Source organism: Pseudomonas sp. PS01298 (assembly GCF_029959745.1).
Taxonomy (GTDB): domain Bacteria; phylum Pseudomonadota; class Gammaproteobacteria; order Pseudomonadales; family Pseudomonadaceae; genus Aquipseudomonas; species Aquipseudomonas aylmerensis.
This window is the reverse complement of record NZ_JASCPP010000010.1, coordinates 82985-101060: the sequence shown is the minus strand read 5'-3', so window position 1 is coordinate 101060 and position 18076 is coordinate 82985. Positions and strand designations below refer to the sequence as shown.

Below are 18076 nucleotides of genomic sequence, written 5' to 3'. Positions count from 1 at the left end.
GAGCAGGCTTGCCCTGCGTTGGGGCGCGAAGCGGCCCCTGGTCCAAGCGCCCCGGGGTGTCTGGATAACCCTATGGGGCTGCTGCGCAGCCCAACGCAGGGCAAGCCTGCTCACCACAGAGAGCCTGCTCACCATGTAGGTCCCACTCTCCACAACAAGCCTGGTTGCTACAGAGAGTTTGTTCACCACAAAGAGCCTGCTCACCACAAAAGGCCTATGCCACATAGCGTTTGCTCGCCACAACAAACCTGCTGGCCACATAAAGTGTTGTAACCACAACAAGCCTATTCAGCCAGCCAACTTGCGCAGCACACTGTCCAGTGAGGTGCTGCCCTTGAGCACCTGATCGTGCTCGAAGCAGATCCAGCCTTCGTTGAACCCATCGACCATGCGCATGCGCGGTGTTGGGTTTTGTGCGCCTTGGGCACGCAGCAACGCTTCCCAGGTGTCACGCTCGACCACTTCGGCGCGTACGTCACGGCCGAGGATCTGCGTCAGGCTGCGGGCGATGTCGTTGGGGCTGACCCATTGGCCTTCCAGTTCGACCACGCGGCGGCCAGCCCAGTCCTGCTGCAGCAACTGCGCCGCCAGGGCGCCGATGTCGGCGGTGGCGATCATCGGCACGGCCTTGTCCAGGGGTTGCAGGAAGCTATGAATGACGCCGGTTTCCCGGGCGGCGATCACATCGTAAAGCGCGTTCTCCATGAACCAGGCCGGACGCAGGAAGGTCACCGGCAGATCGAGAGCGCTCAACGCTTGTTCCATCAGGGTGCGCTGGGTCAGCAGGTTGAGTTCGCGGGCCTGGGCGCCGATGGTGGACAGGCACAGCACTTTCTTCGGCGCCGCCGCCTGGAGTGCCTGGCTGACGGCGGCAATCACCGCGCGCGCAGCGGGGAAGTCCGGCAGCGGGTCGAAATCCGAAGGCGGTAGGATGAACACCCCCGTCGCGCCCCGGAAGGCCTCGGTCAGGGCCTGGGCATCTTCCATTCGCGCCAATGCTATCTCGCAGCCCAGGTCCGCCCAATAGGCCGCCTTGTCCGCGTCACGCATGACTGCGCGCACCGGTTGGCCCGCTTCGATGAGGTGATGCGCCAGGGCGCCGCCGACTTTGCCTGTGATTCCGGTAATGACGTACATGAGCTTTATACCTGTGGTTCCAATGTGTGGAGCCCAGCATAAAGAGCGGCCAATGCTGACAGAATAGCGATCCAGTCACTGCGTTGATGACGCCTGGTCACTAATCCGCAAGCGGCGGCAGCCGTCGCTTGACCGGGGTTTTCTTGACGATCGCGGTGTTGGTTTCGGCATACGCGTTCAGCCGGTCGAGGAGGGTGTCGAGGTGGTCCATGGTGCGCACGTGCAAGCGTGCGATAAAGCAGTCATCGCCGGTGACCTTGTCGCACTCGGTGAACTCGGGGATCGCCTGGATCTGGCGTTCCACCTCCTGCAATTTGCCCGGCAACGGGCGGATGCGCACGATGGCTTGCAGCAGGTAGCCGAAGTGTCTGGGGTCGATGTCGACGGTGTAGTGGGTGAGCACGCCGCGTTCCTCGAGGCGGCGCAGGCGTTCGCCGACACTCGGCGAGGACAACCCGGTGATGCCGGCCAAAGCCTTGAGGGACAGCCGCGAGTCGTCCATCAAGGCGGCGATCAGTTGCTGGTCGATGGTGTCGATCATGGGGTGCGCCTAATTAGTAAAGGTGAATACGAGGTTTTGCCTTTTTTAGTCGCTGGAGCGGCTGCCAAGCAGATTGCCATAATTGAGCCTCATTTGAGGAGCCTCCATCGTGGACACATCTATCCGTCGCGGTTCGTGGGAAATGGTCGCCGCCATGCTGATCTCCGGCACCATCGGCTGGTTTGTACTGGTGTCGGGCGTGTCGGTGATCGAAGTGGTGTTCTGGCGCTGCGTGATCGGCGGGCTGGCCCTGTTGTTGGTGTGCGCGCTGCTGGGCTACCTGCGGCGCGACCTGCTCAGCTGGACGAAACTCGGCCTGGCGATGCTCAGCGGCGTGGCCATCGTCGGTAACTGGTTGCTGTTGTTCGAGTCCTATTCCCACGCGTCGATCGCCATCAGCACTGCGGTGTACAACGTGCAGCCGTTCATGTTGGTGCTGTTGGCAGCGCTGTTTCTGGGTGAAAAGATCACCGTGCAAAAGTTGGCCTGGTTGAGCGTGGCGTTCCTGGGGATGCTGGCGATTGTCACGGCCCATGGCGAGCAAACGTCGGGCGGTGGCGACTATCTCGCGGGGATCGCCCTGGCCTTGGGCGCGGCCTTTTTGTATGCGATTGCCGCACTGATTATCAAGCGCTTGAAAGAAGTGCCGCCGCATTTGATGGCGTTGATTCAGGTCACAACCGGCGCGGTACTCCTGGCGCCGCTGGTGCCCTGGAACAGCCTGCCGGCATCGACCAACGCCTGGTCGGCCCTGATCACGCTCGGGGTGGTACATACCGGGTTGATGTATGTGCTGCTGTACGGCGCGATCCAGAAATTACCCACGGCCATCACCGGCGCGTTGTCGTTCATCTACCCGATTGCGGCGATCCTGGTGGACTGGATCGCCTTCGGGCATCGCCTCGGCTGGCTGCAATGGTTGGGTGTGGCGGCGATTCTGCTGGCAGCGGCAGGGTTGCAGCGGGGCTGGTGGTGGCCCCGCTCCCGCAGCGTCAGTGCGTGCCCTGGTAGATGAGGTTTTCGGGGTCGAAATGCGCCACGCCACTGCCCGGTTGCGGCAGGCCGAGGATATGCCCCTTGATCTTGCCCACCACGTGCATCTCGCAGGGTTTGCAGTCGAACTTCAGGGTCAGCACTTCATCGCCATGGATCAGTTGCATCGGCGCAACCTTGGTTTTCACGCCCGTCACACCCTTGGCCTGTTTAGGGCACAGGTTGAACGAGAAACGCAGGCAGTGCTTGGTGATCATCACCGGCACTTCGCCGGTTTCTTCATGGGCTTCGAAGGCGGCGTCGATCAGCTTCACGCCGTGGCGATGATAGAAGTCGCGGGCCTTCTGGTTGTAGACGTTGGCCAAGAACGACAGGTGCGCTTCCGGGTACACCGGCGGCGGCGTGGTTTCGGCCTTGCGCCCGCCACGCGGGTGCGCCGCGACGCGAGCAGCGGTCAGGGCCTCGATCACTTCGCGGCGCAACGCCTTGAGCTGCGAGTTGGGGATGAAGAACGCCTGCGGCGCATCCAGCGCGATGTTGGTCGCGTGGTATTCGGTGGTCCCGAGTTGGCCGAGCAGATCGCGCAGGGTGTCGAGCGCCTGTTCCGGCTTGTTGGCCACACCGAACGGGCCGGGCAGGGTGACGCTGGCGCTGATGCCTTCTTCGCTGGTCGCGGTGACGTGCAACTGCTCTTCACGCAGGCACGCCACCCATGACAGGCCGATCCGGCGTTCAGCCGAGGTCTTGAGCAAGGCCTGCTGCCAGTTGTGGTCCAGGTTGCGGTTCAGCGGATGGTTGGGGCGCAGTTGATGCAGGCCGGCCGGCATTTCGTTCGGCTCGACCCGATAGCGGTAGCGCTTCTCACCGTCTTCCTCGAACTCGCCCTTGGGCTCGGCGATGTTCGCGCGAAAACCCACCACTTCACGCTTGACCAGCACATTGAGGCCGTCGCCGTTGGACAGCGGCTCATGGGTCACCACCTGCAGGTCGCGCTTGCCGGCTTTTTCCACCACACCCACCGGCAGGCCGGTGAAGGTTGGAGTGTCGAAGGCGCCGATGTCGATCTTGCGGTCGCTGACAAAGTAATCGGTGCTGCCCCGGTGGAAGGTTTTTTCCGGATCGGGCAGGAAGAAGTGCGCGGTACGGCCGCTGGAGGCGCGGGCCAGGTCCGGACGGTCTTCAAGAATCTCGTCGAGGCGCTGGCGGTAGTAGGCGGTGATGTTCTTCACATAGCCCATGTCCTTGTAGCGGCCTTCAATCTTGAACGAGCGCACGCCGGCCTCGACCAGGGCGCGCAGGTTGGCGCTCTGGTTGTTGTCTTTCATCGACAGCAGGTGCTTTTCAAAGGCCACGACGCGGCCCTGGTCGTCCTTCAAGGTGTACGGCAGGCGGCAGGCCTGGGAGCAATCGCCACGGTTGGCGCTGCGGCCATTCTGTGCGTGGGAGATATTGCACTGCCCGGAGAACGCCACGCACAGGGCGCCGTGGATGAAGAACTCGATGGCGGCATCGGTTTCGTCGGCGATGGCGCGGATTTCCTGCAGGTTCAGCTCACGGGCCAATACCAGCTGCGAGAAACCGGCCTGGTCGAGAAACTTGGCGCGGCCCAGGGTACGGATGTCAGTCTGGGTACTGGCGTGCAGCTCGATAGGCGGAATATCCAGCTCCATCACGCCCAGGTCCTGCACGATCAACGCGTCGACACCGGCGTCGTAGAGCTGATGGATCAGCTTGCGCGCAGGTTCGAGTTCGTTGTCATGCAAGATGGTGTTGATGGTGGTGAACACGCGCGCGTGGTAACGGCGGGCGAATTCCACCAGTTGAGCGATATCGCTCACCTCGTTGCAGGCGTTATGGCGGGCGCCGAAGCTCGGGCCACCAATGTAGATGGCGTCGGCGCCATGCAGGATAGCCTCGCGCGCGATGGCGACATCGCGGGCAGGGCTGAGCAATTCCAGGTGATGCTTGGGCAAGGACATAGTTTTTTAGTCAGGCTTGTCACGGTTGAGGCGCGCATTGTAGCCGTGAAATGCCTGACCGGCATCACTTCAGGCTTGAGCGGCCATCGCGGTGACTTCCACACGCATGCCGTCGACCGCCAGGGCGGCGACGCCAACAGCCGCGCGCACGGGCCAGGGCTTGGCGAAGAAGCGTTTGTAGACTTCATTGAAGGCGGCGCGGTCGGCCATGTCGGTCAGATAAATGGTCAGGTGCATCACCCGGTCCATCGAGCTGCCGGCCTTTTCCAGGGCGACTTTCAAGGCCTGCAGGGTGCATTCGCTTTGCGCGGTGATATCGCCCAGTTCCAGGCTGCCGTCGGCGCGGGTCGGGATCTGGGTGGAGACCAGGATGCCGTTGAAGCCGATGACGTCGGAGGAAATCGAGTCGGCATCCGGATCGGGAGTGTAGGACAGGTCGTGGTTGGCCATGGGCGCCTCTGGTTGGCAGTCAAGGAAAGGCGCCCATGGTCCCCGAAAATCACAACAGGGGCAAACCGGCGGGTCAGTGCCAGCGGCGGAACAGCACGCTGGCATTCACGCCGCCAAAGCCGAAGCCGTTGGACAGCGCGTATTCAATGGCCATCGGCCGTGCCTCACCGCGCAGCAGGTCCAGGCCCTCGGCGAGGGCGTCAGGGTGGTCCAGGTTGAGGGTCACCGGGGCGATCTGATCGCGCAGGGCGAGGACGGTGAAGATAGCTTCGATGCCGCCCGCAGCGCCCAGCAAGTGGCCGGTGGCGGATTTGGTCGAGCTGATCGCCGGGCTGCCCGTGGCGCCGAACACCGTCTTGATCGCGGCCAACTCGCCTTTGTCGCCCACGGGCGTCGAGGTGGCGTGGGCGTTCAGGTACTGCACCGCAGACGCCTCGATTCCGGCCTGGCGCAAGGCCTGGGTCATGGCCCGGCGTGCGCCGTCACCGTCTTCCGGGCCGGCCGTCATGTGGTAGGCATCGGCACTGGTGCCGTAGCCCACCAGTTCGGCAATCGGCTGGGCGCCGCGTGCGAGGGCGTGTTCGAGTTCCTCGATGACCAGGATGCCGGCGCCTTCGCCCATCACGAAGCCGTCGCGCGCCTGGTCGAAGGGTCGCGAGGCACGCTCCGGGGTGTCGTTGAAGTCGCTGGACAGCGCCCGCGCCGCTGCAAACCCGGCGAGGCTGACCCGGTGGATCGCCGCTTCGGCGCCCCCGCACACGGCGACATCGACTTCACCGGCACGGATCATCCGCGCGGCGTCGCCAATCGCCTGCACGCCGGCCGCACAGGCGGTCACCGGTGCGCCCAGCGGGCCTTTCAAACCGTAGTTGATCGACACATGCCCGGCGGCCATGTTGCTCAGGAACGACGGAATAGTGAACGGCGACAGACGCCGTGGGCCCTTGCTGTCAGTGGTGCGCACCGCATCGGCAATCGCCGGGAAACCGCCTACGCCCGAGGCAATGATGGTCGCGGTGCGTTCCTGTTCTTCCGGGGTTTTCGGTGCCCAGCCGGCTTGCTTCAACGCCTCGTCGGCCGCCGCCAGGGCGAACAGGATAAAGCGGTCCATCTTGCGTTGTTCCTTGGCCGCCAACAGCCGATCAGGATCAAAACCCGCCTCGGCATCCTGCTGCGCACTCTGGACTTGGCCGCCGATGCTGACCGCCAGGTCGCCAATCAATTCTTCAGGCAGGCGACGGATGCCCGACTGGCCTTCCAACAGGCGCTGCCAGGTCGCTTCCACGCTGGCGCCCAGCGGCGTCAGGGCGCCCATGCCCGTCACAACGATACGTTTACTCATGATCAATCGACTCCGGTTGTGTTGAGGGTACAGACCCTATGGACGTCACTATCATGATGAAAGTAACATGGCGTCACACAACTTTATAGCGACTCACAGGAACCCCTATGCAACGCAAGTCCCTGACCCGCGACGAATGCCCCATCGCCCGCAGCCTCGACCGGGTAGGGGAGTGGTGGAGCATCCTGATCATGCGCGACGCGCTGCAAGGCCTGCGCCGTTTCGATGAGTTTTCGCGCAGCCTCGGCATCGCGCCGAACATGCTCACGCGCCGCCTCACCGCCCTGGTCGACGCCGGGATGCTCGAGCGCAAGGCCTACAGCGGACGGCCGCCGCGCTACGAATACGTACCGACGGCCAAGGGCGAGGATTTTCGTATGGTGCTGATGTCGCTGGTGGCGTGGGGCAACCGGCACTACGCCGAGGAAGGCGCCAGTGTGCAGGTGGTGGAGCGCGGGACGGGGCGGTTGGTGCAGCCGATGATGGCCGATGCCGATGGGCAGGTGGTGCCCTTGGATGCCTGCACGTTGCAGGCCGGTCCAGCCGCCAGCGCGGGGATGCGCGAGCGGCTGGAGTCATTCCGGGAGTGATTACAGCAGGGTGAACGGGTAGTCGACGATCAGTCGCAACTCGTTCAAATCGCCGTCGCGCTGGTCGGCGTTCGACGCCACGATCGCATCGCGCACGCGCAGCGACAGGTTCTTCGCCGGGCCGCTCTGGATCACGTATTTGGCCTCAAGGTCAGTCTCGTGGTGAGCGCCATCGGCACCATAGTCGCCGGCATACGCGCTGTTGACCGGCGTATGGGTGCCGTTGATGTCCGAACCGTTGATGTAACGGCCCATGAAGCTCAGGCCCGGCACACCATAGCTGGCCATGTTCAAGTCATAGCGGATCCCCCAGGACTGTTCGCCCGGGCCGTTGAAGTCGCCCCATTGCACCGAGTTGGCCAGGTACACCGAGTCGCCGCCTTCACCCGCGCCGTTGTTGCCGGTGCCGATGTAGTCAAAGGGCGTGTCGCCGTGCACTTTCTGGAACGACAGCGTCAGCGTGTGGGCCTGCAGGAATGAATACGCCGCCGCGACCGAATACGTGGTGTTGTTGATCGCGCCGGCCTTGGCGCTGCCGGTGTCGAGGGTGCGATACAGGTTGCCGTCCAGGGCCAGCGACTGGTCATGGCCCAGCGGGATGACGTAGTTGAGGTTGGTGTAGTACTGACGCCAGATATCTTCCAGTTCGCTGGCGTACAGCGTCGCGCTCAGGGACGGGGTGAAGGCGTATTTGCCGCCGACAAAACTCGCGCTGTTGGCCGGCACGTTGGCGTAGGTGGCGTAGATATCGTGGTCATGGTCGCTGGTCATGCCGCTGTTGGTGCTGGTGAAGTGCCCGGCTTCCAGGTCCAGCCCGGCGATCTCGCTGCTGGTCAGGTCAAAGCCGGTGGCGGTCTGGGGCAGCAGGCGAGTACCGCCGGTGGCGAACACCGGTGCAGTGGGCTGCATGTCACCGAACTTGAGTTGGGTCTTGGAGATTTTGATCTTCACCGCGGCACCGACGGAGCCGTAGGCATCTTCGGGATCGCCATGCCGGTCGGTCGGCAGGTTGCCGGTGCCGGCGTCCGCATGGGTAGCGTCGAGTTTCAGCCCGCCGTAGGCGTAGGCATCCACGCCGAAACCGATGGTGCCCTGGGTAAAGCCCGAGGCGTAGTTGAGCATTGCGCCCTGGGTCCAGTCGCGGTTGTCGGCCCTGCCGCCTTCGCGGTTGCGGTCAAAGTAATAGTTGCGCAACAGCCCGGTGACACTGCTGCCCTCGATAAACCCTTTGGAATCGGCCTGGTCGGAGACGGCGTCGGCTTGCGCGAATTGGCTGATACTGGCGCACACCGCCAGCGCTAACAGGCTGCACTGTTTGATCATGTTGTGACTTCCCCGGAATAATTAACGCGCACAGAAACATCGCACTGACTGGATGGCGCATAAGAGCGTATTGGCAGATGTTTTTCAGGTGAGGCGTTACGATTCTTATTGTGTTCGGCGAGTTTGCCGAGGTTGATTCTAAGCACAGTTCACGCGGCCTGCAGCCAGGCGCTGGATTAAACTCGATTAATTAAACTTCACACTATTTAATCAAGCAGGGGTGTAGCGTTGGCCCTGTCTTAGCCGCTCTGCTTCGACAAAAACCTTTGGTTGCCGCCGCAGATACTGCGGCGGATTTTTTATGCGTGGACTAATTGTGCGGGGAGGCCGTCCAACGTTAAGACTGATGCCCTGTACCTGTGTCTTCCTTGAAGTCTTCTTCGATTTCCGTATGCCAAGCCAACAAGCGAGCGGGGTCCTGCAATGCTTCGGCGAGCACCTGATGAACCTCATGGTTTGGCTCTGCATCCGACAGTTCATCGATCCAATCGACGACCACTTGGTAAAGCTCGATCAGTGTGAGTGGTTGTTGTTTTTTTGATTGCCGCCTTTCAAGGATGCGTTGAACCTTGCGGTATTCGGCACGCAACTCTTTGCTCCAGCGCGTATCCAACTTCAAGACTTTGTTCAGATTGGCGACGCGACCCACGTCAGCGGGGTCGGTGCTTGCCAGTCTGACCCCCAGTATCGGCTCGTTCAGTTGAAGAACCAGCTTGCCTCCTGGATGTCGCTTGTAAGGATGAAACCACTCTTCAAAAGAACCATTTGTATGAACCTTTTCCGAGCCCTTATTGGGTGCTTCATTGCATTCGTCACACATCGGAACAAGGTTGTCTGCGCACACGGAAAGCATCGGGTAGGACGCCTTTGCGACCCAATGATCGATGTGGGCTTTGCGTAACTCTGCGCCGCACATCACGCACGCCGCTCTCGCGTCCTCATCCTTGTCGACCTTGTGCAGCAGCAGGAAGTCCGTTTTGAATCGTTCGTAGTTGACGTGCTGTGATGGATCGCTGGTGGCAACTCCATCTGCACCATAGGGCAGACCGTGCCTCAATCCCGGCGAGTAAAACGACTCCATGAGTATTTGCAGTGCGTGTCTATCCGCTTTGTTTTTTAGAGGAATTTCCAGCGGTAGTGGAGGGACCCCAGGGTTCAGCGAAAAGTGACTGCCAATGTCGGTAGTGGTCGTGACCCATCGTGTTAACAACTGTTTTTCGGCTTTATCCAATCCTGCAATTGTTTCTGCACGCACCTTCAAGGTTACTTTGCCAACTTCACGCTGCAGAAACTGCCAAAGCCATTCCGCTTCAACAGGTGTGCTGAGTAGGCCAACCAGACTTTTTTTACTCACGTGCACCTTTTTAACGGTCGGCTGACAAAGCCACAATGCAAACGTGCGCATCAGTTTTTGACCCGCTGCCAGCGCGGGTGACCATTTGCTGTAGCGAATAGGTTTAAGCATCTGGAGCGTTGCTCTGTATGTGCTTCTTGAGCAGTTCCAACACCCCTTCTTTCATAGGGCCGCCCAACGTCGGCAGTAGCTGATTGAGTGCTCTGACATCGTCCGACTGCTTCCAACGATATAATACCGTGCGCAGTTCCGAACGATAGAAACCAGTGCCCAGGCTGTTGATCACCGACTCGAGTTTCGAGATGTCCTCGCGTGTCGGCGCTGCAGTCTGGCTCACGTGTGTGAGGAAGGCTTCTATTCGTTGTTTCGCGCGTATACCAATACTGTCTTCAGCGTCGAATACCTTCATGACCAGCGCACCAGGGTCTGTGCCGAATGTACGGGTGTTCAACGGTCTTGCAGTCGCGTGCCCCTCTGTATTCTTACTGATATGGATAACTTCTTGATCAAACACGTCTGACAGCACGATCGAAGAGTGGCTAGCCACTAGCACGGCGCTGTTATCTTTTCCCATTGCGTGCTCAATGATGCTGACGATCTGGCGTTTCCAACTGTCGTTAAAGTGTGTTTCCGGTTCATCCAGCAGAAGCAACGAATCGGGTTCGCCTGCCAGCAAATAGAAGAGCGCCCAACGGCGCAAGACCATTTGCTCTCCGTCCGACATCTCGCTGTAGGCCATGATGCCTTTGTCATGCCACGCTTCATCGTCATCAGGCTTCACATTGCGTCGGATGCACATTTCAACGTCATCAATCAGACCCAACGCCATCCAACGAATTAATTCGTGGAAACGACTGAATGGACTTTCGCTTCGTTCCCCTAGCATCAGGGTCAGGGCATCTCCCTGATACTTGACGTTGTCCGTACGCAATTGTTCGTCGAAACACTTCACTCGGGTGTCAGGAACCACACTGTCTACGTCGAAGTACGCCATACGCAAGAGCCGGGTCGGATGAGGCAAGCTTATAACTTCACCTGCTATCAACAGTAAATCGTGAATCTTTCTCTGGAAGGTTGCGGGAGCGTTTTTTACTTTATCGAGGTCGATTCGTAGCCGCACACATACCAATTGCTGCCATCCTGCTTTCTGGAGCAATTGCGTCAGGCGTGGTTTGGACTGAGCGTTGCGACTGGCCAGCCCATCGTGAAGCGCAACTGCCAACAGTGCGGCATCAGGCCGGTTATCACTCAGCAGGAAAGGTCGACTGAGCAGATCACTGGCATCGTTATTGACGTGAGCGACAGGAGTCGACTGAAGGTAAGAGGCTCCAGCGAACCGCGCAGCACTTTCATCGCGGTCGGTCCATCCCGCAGGACGCTCCATGCCCGCATCGTAGAGTTCTTCAGCCTGAATATCTGGGCGCTCGTCTGCGGAGAGCGGTGGCTGCCAGATTGCTTGCCAGGGCTTCCAGGAACCCGAGGTGTAGGCGAGTACTTTGGGGAGCAGGTCTTTCACGCTTTGAGGGTAGCTGCCTTTCGGCACCCGAGCAGTTAAGCCTTGCAGGTCACCCATTCGCAATGCTGCGAGGTGCCGCTCAAAAGCATCCAGGTCCCAGTTTTTCTTGAAGGTTGGTTTATTCCGTTGCCAGATGGCAGCCTCGTTTTTTCGACCATCCCTGTTATCAAAAATGATCTCAAGAAACTGCTCACCCTTGCCCAATTCGTAGACGAGCGTGAAAGGAAAGCCAGGAAGCTCGCCATCTGCCATGCCCAAGAAAATTGAAGAGATCGCTCGCAGTAAATGGCTCTTGCCGCTGCCATTGAGGCCAGCAACAAAATGAATGCCGCAATCAATCGATTCGCCTCCCAGTTCGTCCCAGGGGGCGTCAGCAGAAAAACAGATTCTCACGTTGGAGAGTGGCGGATATCGATCAATGCTCAGGTAACGTAGGCGCATTTATAAACCGATCTCCTCTTCTAATATGCTGGCGCGCAACATTTGAGCGTCAGTTAATTTCGTATCTTCATCTATTCGCGCACTGACCTCTTGCCGGAACGCACGGAACGCTAACAAATAAGGTTTCGCATCCCCTTTGCCGCGAGGTGGCAGGCTCATTTTTTGAATGAGGCCCAACGAGGCGATCTGCTCCAGCGTGCGGCGAACTTGGTTATGGCTGACGAATTCGCGTAAGGGGGCCAGAGAGCGCGAAGTACAGAACATCTCGAAGCTTTCAGGGTCATCAACGATCAATGCCTGGTTATTTTTTCGAAGCGCGCGCCAGACCAGGCGCTGGAACCTGGATAAGCTGACGATGGCGCCCGCACGATTACCGCGCTTGAACGGCATTACGGCCAGGGGCGCAACAGCAATAATTTGCGTGCGATCATCAATTGTGTGGAGGGCGGCAGCAGAGTTTGAGTTGCCCGCAGGACGCCAGCGTTTTGACCATTGGCCATCGAAGGCATCACGCGCCAATGCGTGATAGATCGATCGAGCCTTCGCCACGGTATTCTTGACTTCTTGCACAGGGACTTGGCACAGGACATCGACAATGTGCTTTTGCTTGTACCTGTTGGGCAGTGTGAGTTTCAGGCGGGCGAGCATGCTTGTATCGTTGGCAGACCTGTGCGATGGCGTCGCCTGGCGCTGTACGTGGTTGTTGAACCAGGTGGATTGCAGAAGTTCGGCGAGATAATGCGACGATACTGTAGGTTCGGGTCTCAATACGGTGAGTGCCCGTGCCACAAACTGTGGAGTATCACTCTCGGGCACCACCACCGCGCCACCGTATCCTGTTTTGTCTGTGTATGCGCCCACTAACAAGTCACCTGCTTGAACCGGACGAATAGGTAAAGGAATGTCGCGATAACGAACCGATGTTGCAGCCAACTCGTTTGTCAAAAGGTCCTGCCCTGGGAAGTACACCACTTCATCATCTAATGACGGAGCGGGTGCCCCTGATAGATGCTCTGCCGGATTGATCTGGCAGATGTCGTCAATCTTGAACAGCGACCAACCGGGTTCAAATGAGCGCTGAGGTAGCATCAGGTGAGCAGCCAACTCGCCTTTGAGTTGCTGGACACGCTGCAACGCGTGGCGATAGGGGACGATACTGGCCTGTTCTAATGCGTCCACGATATACAGCTGTTCATCGAATGGTGGCAAAGTGATGCGTATGTTCTTGAAAAAGGAATGCGGCAGGATCGGTTGGCTGAGGGTGGATGTGTTCATGCGTGACGCTTGCTGCCTTATCCAAGGCTGTTGAAAAAAGTGCCAAAGGTAAGCTGCCGAAAGTTCTGGGCCAGGGCGCAAGACGGTCAGATTAGGCCCCTTTCCATACTCATGCTTCAAGTCGGATACCAACGCCGACTTCCAATGCTCTGCGGTCACACCAGCAAATAACACATCCCCATTCCGGAACGTCGACGCGCCTCTTGGCACTTCTCCGGATGCTCGATCCCTGCTTGAGGTAATGACGCCTGTGGCATCGTCAATATTCGAATAGTCGACATAATCTACTTTGACATCAGCACTCAATCGGGGGCGCGGGTTCAGTGTGCATACGTCCAGAAGGCTCACTCGGCGCCAATGGGCAGGCGCATTCATCGGTCCTCTCCTGCCAGTAGCGAACGCAGGCTTTCCAACCTGTTAAGTATGTCCTTTTCAATTCCCACCAATTCGTCAATCAGCTCCAGTGCGCTGGTTCCCTCACTGGCGAGCGGCGCCTCTGGCCATCGATAGTCATTGATATCCAGGCTCCAGCGTCGCGCCTCAATACAACCGGGCTCGAGTAAACCTGGTTTTAACTCTTGATTAACGTACAGATGCGATTCGTGAAAGGCCTCGTACTCCGGGCGAACTTGATGATCACTATCGTGGGAGCCCACTGTGCGGCCTTCCGCATCACGCCATTCAGGGTTATGGATCCATTCACGAACGGGTATCCGCCATTGCTTTGTCCGGGCGGCGGGGCGGGGCAAAAACCGCATCATCTGACGATAAGCAACGTCTGCGTCCAGGTCACTGGTGTGCAGGCTCACATGTTCACTGGACTGATCGTCATCAAGGGCCGGCTGGTAATAATATTCACTTTCCAGCTCATGTCCCTGCAGTTGACGTCGGTAGTGCACAAGTGCGTCATAAAAATCATCATCGCCAGACGCGGAGGAATGCTCTGCTCCAATCTCGTAGAACCAAATGCTTGTCGTACGTGGCCGCGAGCCTGAGGATATGTCATAGGTGGCTGCTGATGAGACTGTTTTTTTGAAAAGCAGCAATGCCATCGGGTTCGATTGTTGAGGCATCCACTCGGGGAGCAGAATCACACCCTCAACGATCTGCTGGGTCATCAGCTCCTGGCGCAACCTGCGTTGTTCCTTGGCAGTCCCGTACAATACGCTTTGGGGAATAACCAATGCAGCGCGCCCACCGACGACGAGTAAGTCGAGGGAGCGCCAGATGAAAAGTAACTCCATCCGTTGTATGAGTTTTTCTTTCTCGTTGAGTGTGTGAGAAGGCAGGAAATTAGCTTTGTCATCTTGTACGCGATCACCGATAGTGCCAAATGGCAAGTCACTCATGACAAAATCATAGTGTCCCCGGTGCAGGAGCCTGCTGAGTTTCATCGTTGATTCTTTAGCACCGGCGATACTATTGCCCACGTGCAGCGGTACCGGATCCAAATCGTGCAAGAGTAAATTTACCCAGCCAATGCGCGCCACCGACTTATCGACGTCAACACCGGCAGGCGTCTTGGGTACCTGGCCTCCCATGCCACTCACGTAATGCTCTGCGTCGAGCAATAATCGTGCGGTCCCTACGGCCGGGTCTATCCAGCGCTTGCCTACGGTCGGATCGAGTAGTGCCACGACAAAACGTGACAGCGCGCGTGGCGTGGTATTCAGCGAATTCCCACCGACAGCGGCGATGCTCAGCAACTCGTCGAATGCATCTCCAGCGGAGGGACGGTTGGACAACTCTGACTCGCCAAAAAAAAATAACTCGTCGACGGCTTCCAACAACCGGATCAATGCCTCGGGCTTGGTGGTCTCAAGCTGAAAATAGGCATCATTGAACAGGCCATTGGGATCCACGCGAATGACGGACTGAGAAGTGTCGGTTTCCGCTCTGCGTAAGGCGGGAAACCCGTCTTTAACTAGAAATGCCGCCGGATCGCGCTTTTCAAGCAGTGAAGACCACAGTGCTTCATGACCAAGGTGCTCCAAGTACTTGATTGTGATTAGGCAAGCTATTTGCTCTACCGCAACGTGAGGCGATGAAGCAAGCCCAGAGGCCGAGATGATCTCCCAAAGCACAGTCACTGGGTTACGGCGAATTGGGGTCGACATCGGAGTCCTTTTCGATAATTGATACAGGTCGGCGGTAAAGAATAGAGGCAAAAGGCCAGAATTGGCAGAGTTGCAAAATGACCCAAACCGTGTAACCAGGCTGTTGCGCCTTGCCGTCAATCCTCCTTTCTACAGTGGCATGTCAGCGGACAAGGCGGTGATTCAGTCCGGGTTGATCGGCGGGATCGTCACCGTAGGCGGACTCACCCACGCGATTCAACGCGTATACAGCGCACTCATCGACCTGAACCCCTTGAACTCGATAGGGTTGCCAAACGGATCGAGGAAAAACATCGTCCACTGCTCGCCGGGCTCACCGGCAAAGCGTACTTGCGGTTGCAACACAAAGTCGGTGCCAGCTTGGGTCAGGCGCTCGGCGGTGGCTTGCCAGTCTTCCAGGGCCATGGCCAGGCCGAAGTGCGGCATCGGCACCAGGTGCTTGCCGACATGCCCGGTGTTTTCGGTCTTGAACGGTGTGCCCAAGTGCAATGACAGCTGGTGCCCGAAAAAATCGTAATCGACCCACGTCTCGGTGCTGCGGCCTTCCTCGCAACCGAGCACGCCGCCGTAAAAGGCCCTGGCGCGGTCCAAGTCGGTGACATTGAAGGCAAAGTGAAAAACGGTCTGCATGGCTAAACCTCACGACAGGGCACGGTGGTACTTCAAGGAATAAGCCAGCACGTTTGATTATTGGACAGCAAAAGTCCAGCCGGACGATGCTGGAGGACTATTTCCTGGGAGTGCTTCATGACTGCACAACGCCAACTCAAGCTGGGCGCGTTCATGCGTCCGGCCAGTATCCACACCGGCGCCTGGCGCTATCCCGGCGCTTTTCGTGACGCCAATTTCAATTTCGCGCACCTCAAGCGCTTTGCGCAAACCCTTGAGCGCGGTCGGTTCGACGCCTTCTTCATGGCCGACCACCTGGCCTTGCTGAACATGCCCACCGAGGCACTCAAGCGCAGCCATACCGCGACCTCGTTCGAGCCGTTCACGCTGTTGTCGGCCTTGAGCCAGGCGACCGAGCACATCGGGCTGGTGGCCACCGCGTCCACCACCTATGACGAACCCTTCCACATTGCCCGGCGCTTTGCCTCCCTGGACCACCTGAGCAATGGCCGCGCCGGCTGGAATATCGTCACCACCGCCAACCCGGATGCCGCGCTGAATTTCGGCCTGGACGAGGCCTATTCGCATGATCAGCGCTACGCCCGTGCCCGCGAGTTCTACGACGTGGTCACCGGGCTGTGGGACAGTTGGGCCGACGATGCGTTTATTCGCGATGCCGACAGCGGCGTGTTCTTCGACCCCGACAAGCTGCACACCCTCGATCACAAGGGGCGCTACCTGAACGTGCGCGGCCCGCTGCACATTGCCCGCCCGGTACAGGGCTGGCCGGTGATCGTGCAAGCCGGCTCCTCCGAGCCCGGGCGGCAACTGGCGGCAGAAACCGCCGAAGTGATCTTCGTCGCGCCGGGCAACCTGGAGGAGGGCAAGGCCTTCTATGCCGATATCAAGCGGCGCATGCGCCTGATCCAGCGCAACCCCGACCACCTCAAGATCCTGCCTGGCGCCTTTGTGGTGGTGGGCGACACGCTTGAAGACGCACGCCGCATTCGTGCGCACCTCGACAGCCTGGTGCATGAGCAGAGCGCAATTGCCTCGCTGTCGGTTGCGCTGGGTACGGACGCGTCCAAATTCGACCCGGACGGCTACCTGCCGGCAATTCCCGAAACCAACGGCAGCCAGAGCTCGCGCGAACGTGTGCTGGCCCTGGCCGATCGCGAGCAACTGACCGTGCGTCAATTGGCCCAGCGCCTTGGCGGGTATGCCGGCCTGTCGTTCGTGGGCACCGCCCAGAGTATTGCTGACGAGATGCAGCAATGGCTGGAGGAGGAGGGCAGTGACGGCTTCAACGTGATGTTCCCGTGGCTGCCGGGCGGGCTCGATGATTTTGTCGACCACGTCGTGCCTGAGTTGCAGGCGCGGGGGATTTTTCGGCGCGAGTATGAAGGGGCAACCTTGCGCGAGAACCTGGGATTGCCACGGCCGGGCAACCGGTTCTTCATCTGAAGCGGGGTGTGGAGGAGGGGGTGACCCCCTCGTTCCGCCCGGGTATTACTCTTTGACGTCCATGAACTCTTGCGCCCAGGCCACGTAGTTTTCCGGCAACGTGTAGGTGTGCGTCAGTTCGGTGGCACTGAGGTTGGAGGTGCTGTGGGTCAACTGGCGCTGCGCGCGCAGGCTGTCGTAGGTGGCCTTGATTGCAGCAAAGTAGGCGCCGTGACCCGCCACGACCACGCGTACACCGAGGCTTGCCAGGCGTTGGCTGTCATTGAGCTTGGGGTTGCCGTAAGTCACCAACATCAACGGCACGGTGAGGTTTTCGGCGATTTTCTCCAGGTGCTCGAAGTCGCTGACACCGACCATGCAGATCCCGTCCGCACCGGCCTTTTGATAGGCCAGGGTCCGCTCGATCACGGCTTCGGTGGGCAAGACGCCGGCGTTGGTGCGGGCGATGATCGCCAATTCCGGATCGACGCGTGCTTCCAGGGCTGCCCTGACTTTGCCGATGCCTTCCTCGATGGAGATCAGGTCGGTGGATTTGCGCCCGAATTGCGCGGGCAGCAACGTGTCTTCGATGGTGAGCGCGGCGACACCGGCACGTTCGAGTTCTTCGACGGTACGCATGACGTTCAGGGCATTGCCGTAGCCGTGGTCGGCGTCAGCAATAAACGGCAACTGGGCGACGCGGCCGATGCGGGTGGCCTGCTCGACGAATTCACTCAGCGTGATCAAGGCAAAATCGGGTGCGGCGAGTACCTGCAACGAGGCGACGGAGCCACCCAGGATACCCACCTCAAAACCCAGGTCGGCGGCGATACGCGCCGACATCGGGTCGAATACGGACGCGGTTTCAACGCACGTAGGCGTTGCAAGCAATTCACGGAAATTACGACGCAGGGCTGAGTGTGACTTTCTTGGCATGATCTTTCCTGGTTGGGGCCATTGTCGACA

General features: G+C 59.3%; 15 protein-coding genes. 3 read left to right on the top strand and 12 right to left on the bottom strand.

Annotation, left to right across the window (positions count from 1 at the left end; translation table 11 throughout):
- Positions 1-288 precede the first annotated feature (288 nt).
- Complete coding sequence (locus QMX97_RS07045; protein ID WP_282396586.1) at positions 289-1137, bottom strand: NmrA family NAD(P)-binding protein; 849 nt, start codon at positions 1135-1137, stop codon at positions 289-291.
- A gap of 100 nt (positions 1138-1237) precedes the next feature.
- Positions 1238-1678 carry an Lrp/AsnC family transcriptional regulator gene (locus QMX97_RS07040; protein ID WP_065905217.1) on the bottom strand — a complete coding sequence of 147 codons (441 nt, stop codon included), beginning with the start codon at positions 1676-1678 and terminating at the stop codon, positions 1238-1240.
- 109 nt (positions 1679-1787) lie between these two features.
- Between QMX97_RS07040 and QMX97_RS07035 the strand changes: the two genes are divergently transcribed.
- Positions 1788-2693: a DMT family transporter gene (locus QMX97_RS07035; protein WP_282396585.1), complete on the top strand. Its 906-nt coding sequence runs from the start codon at positions 1788-1790 to the stop codon at positions 2691-2693.
- On the opposite strand, the gene QMX97_RS07030 is transcribed toward QMX97_RS07035, so the two are convergent.
- From QMX97_RS07030 to fabF, 3 genes are all read right to left on the bottom strand, one after another.
- Positions 2671-4650, bottom strand: coding sequence for a U32 family peptidase (locus QMX97_RS07030; RefSeq protein ID WP_282396584.1), 1980 nt, complete (start codon positions 4648-4650; stop codon positions 2671-2673). The genes QMX97_RS07035 and QMX97_RS07030 overlap by 23 nt on opposite strands.
- A 69-nt stretch (positions 4651-4719) precedes the next feature.
- Positions 4720-5100 carry a RidA family protein gene (locus QMX97_RS07025; protein ID WP_065905223.1) on the bottom strand — a complete coding sequence of 127 codons (381 nt, stop codon included), beginning with the start codon at positions 5098-5100 and terminating at the stop codon, positions 4720-4722.
- 73 nt (positions 5101-5173) lie between these two features.
- A complete protein-coding gene (fabF, locus tag QMX97_RS07020; protein ID WP_282396583.1) occupies positions 5174-6442 on the bottom strand; it encodes a beta-ketoacyl-ACP synthase II in 1269 nt (422 codons plus the stop codon).
- 107 nt (positions 6443-6549) lie between these two features.
- On the opposite strand from fabF, the gene QMX97_RS07015 reads away from it, so the two are divergent.
- On the top strand, positions 6550-7032 hold the full coding sequence (locus tag QMX97_RS07015; RefSeq protein ID WP_282396582.1) for a helix-turn-helix domain-containing protein: 483 nt from the start codon (positions 6550-6552) through the stop codon (positions 7030-7032).
- Here the strand turns inward: QMX97_RS07015 and QMX97_RS07010 are convergent, their stop codons facing one another.
- From QMX97_RS07010 to QMX97_RS06985, 6 genes are all read right to left on the bottom strand, one after another.
- A complete protein-coding gene (locus QMX97_RS07010) occupies positions 7033-8355 on the bottom strand; it encodes an OprD family porin (RefSeq protein WP_065905229.1) in 1323 nt (440 codons plus the stop codon).
- Positions 8356-8692: 337 nt separating this feature from the next.
- Positions 8693-9820, bottom strand: a complete 1128-nt coding sequence (locus QMX97_RS07005; RefSeq protein WP_162946085.1) for a hypothetical protein — start codon at positions 9818-9820, stop codon at positions 8693-8695.
- The gene (locus QMX97_RS07000) at positions 9813-11666 is read right to left on the bottom strand and encodes an AAA family ATPase (protein ID WP_120448582.1); all 1854 of its coding nucleotides are present in this window, start codon (positions 11664-11666) and stop codon (positions 9813-9815) included. Before QMX97_RS07000 ends, QMX97_RS07005 begins: the two co-directional genes overlap by 8 nt.
- Positions 11667-13316, bottom strand: coding sequence for a hypothetical protein (locus QMX97_RS06995; RefSeq protein ID WP_282396581.1), 1650 nt, complete (start codon positions 13314-13316; stop codon positions 11667-11669).
- Entirely contained in the window at positions 13313-15058 is a 1746-nt protein-coding gene (locus QMX97_RS06990) for an N-6 DNA methylase (protein ID WP_120448584.1), read from the bottom strand. The genes QMX97_RS06995 and QMX97_RS06990 overlap by 4 nt, the downstream gene beginning before the upstream one ends.
- A gap of 216 nt (positions 15059-15274) precedes the next feature.
- On the bottom strand, positions 15275-15688 hold the full coding sequence (locus QMX97_RS06985; RefSeq protein WP_065905231.1) for a VOC family protein: 414 nt from the start codon (positions 15686-15688) through the stop codon (positions 15275-15277).
- Positions 15689-15805: 117 nt separating this feature from the next.
- Here QMX97_RS06985 and QMX97_RS06980 point away from each other — a divergent pair, with 117 nt between their 5' ends.
- Positions 15806-17131 carry an LLM class flavin-dependent oxidoreductase gene (locus QMX97_RS06980; protein WP_282396580.1) on the top strand — a complete coding sequence of 442 codons (1326 nt, stop codon included), beginning with the start codon at positions 15806-15808 and terminating at the stop codon, positions 17129-17131.
- A 45-nt stretch (positions 17132-17176) separates the two neighbouring features.
- Here QMX97_RS06980 and QMX97_RS06975 read toward each other — a convergent pair whose 3' ends face one another.
- Complete coding sequence (locus tag QMX97_RS06975; RefSeq protein ID WP_065905235.1) at positions 17177-18046, bottom strand: oxaloacetate decarboxylase; 870 nt, start codon at positions 18044-18046, stop codon at positions 17177-17179.
- Positions 18047-18076: the final 30 nt, after the last annotated feature.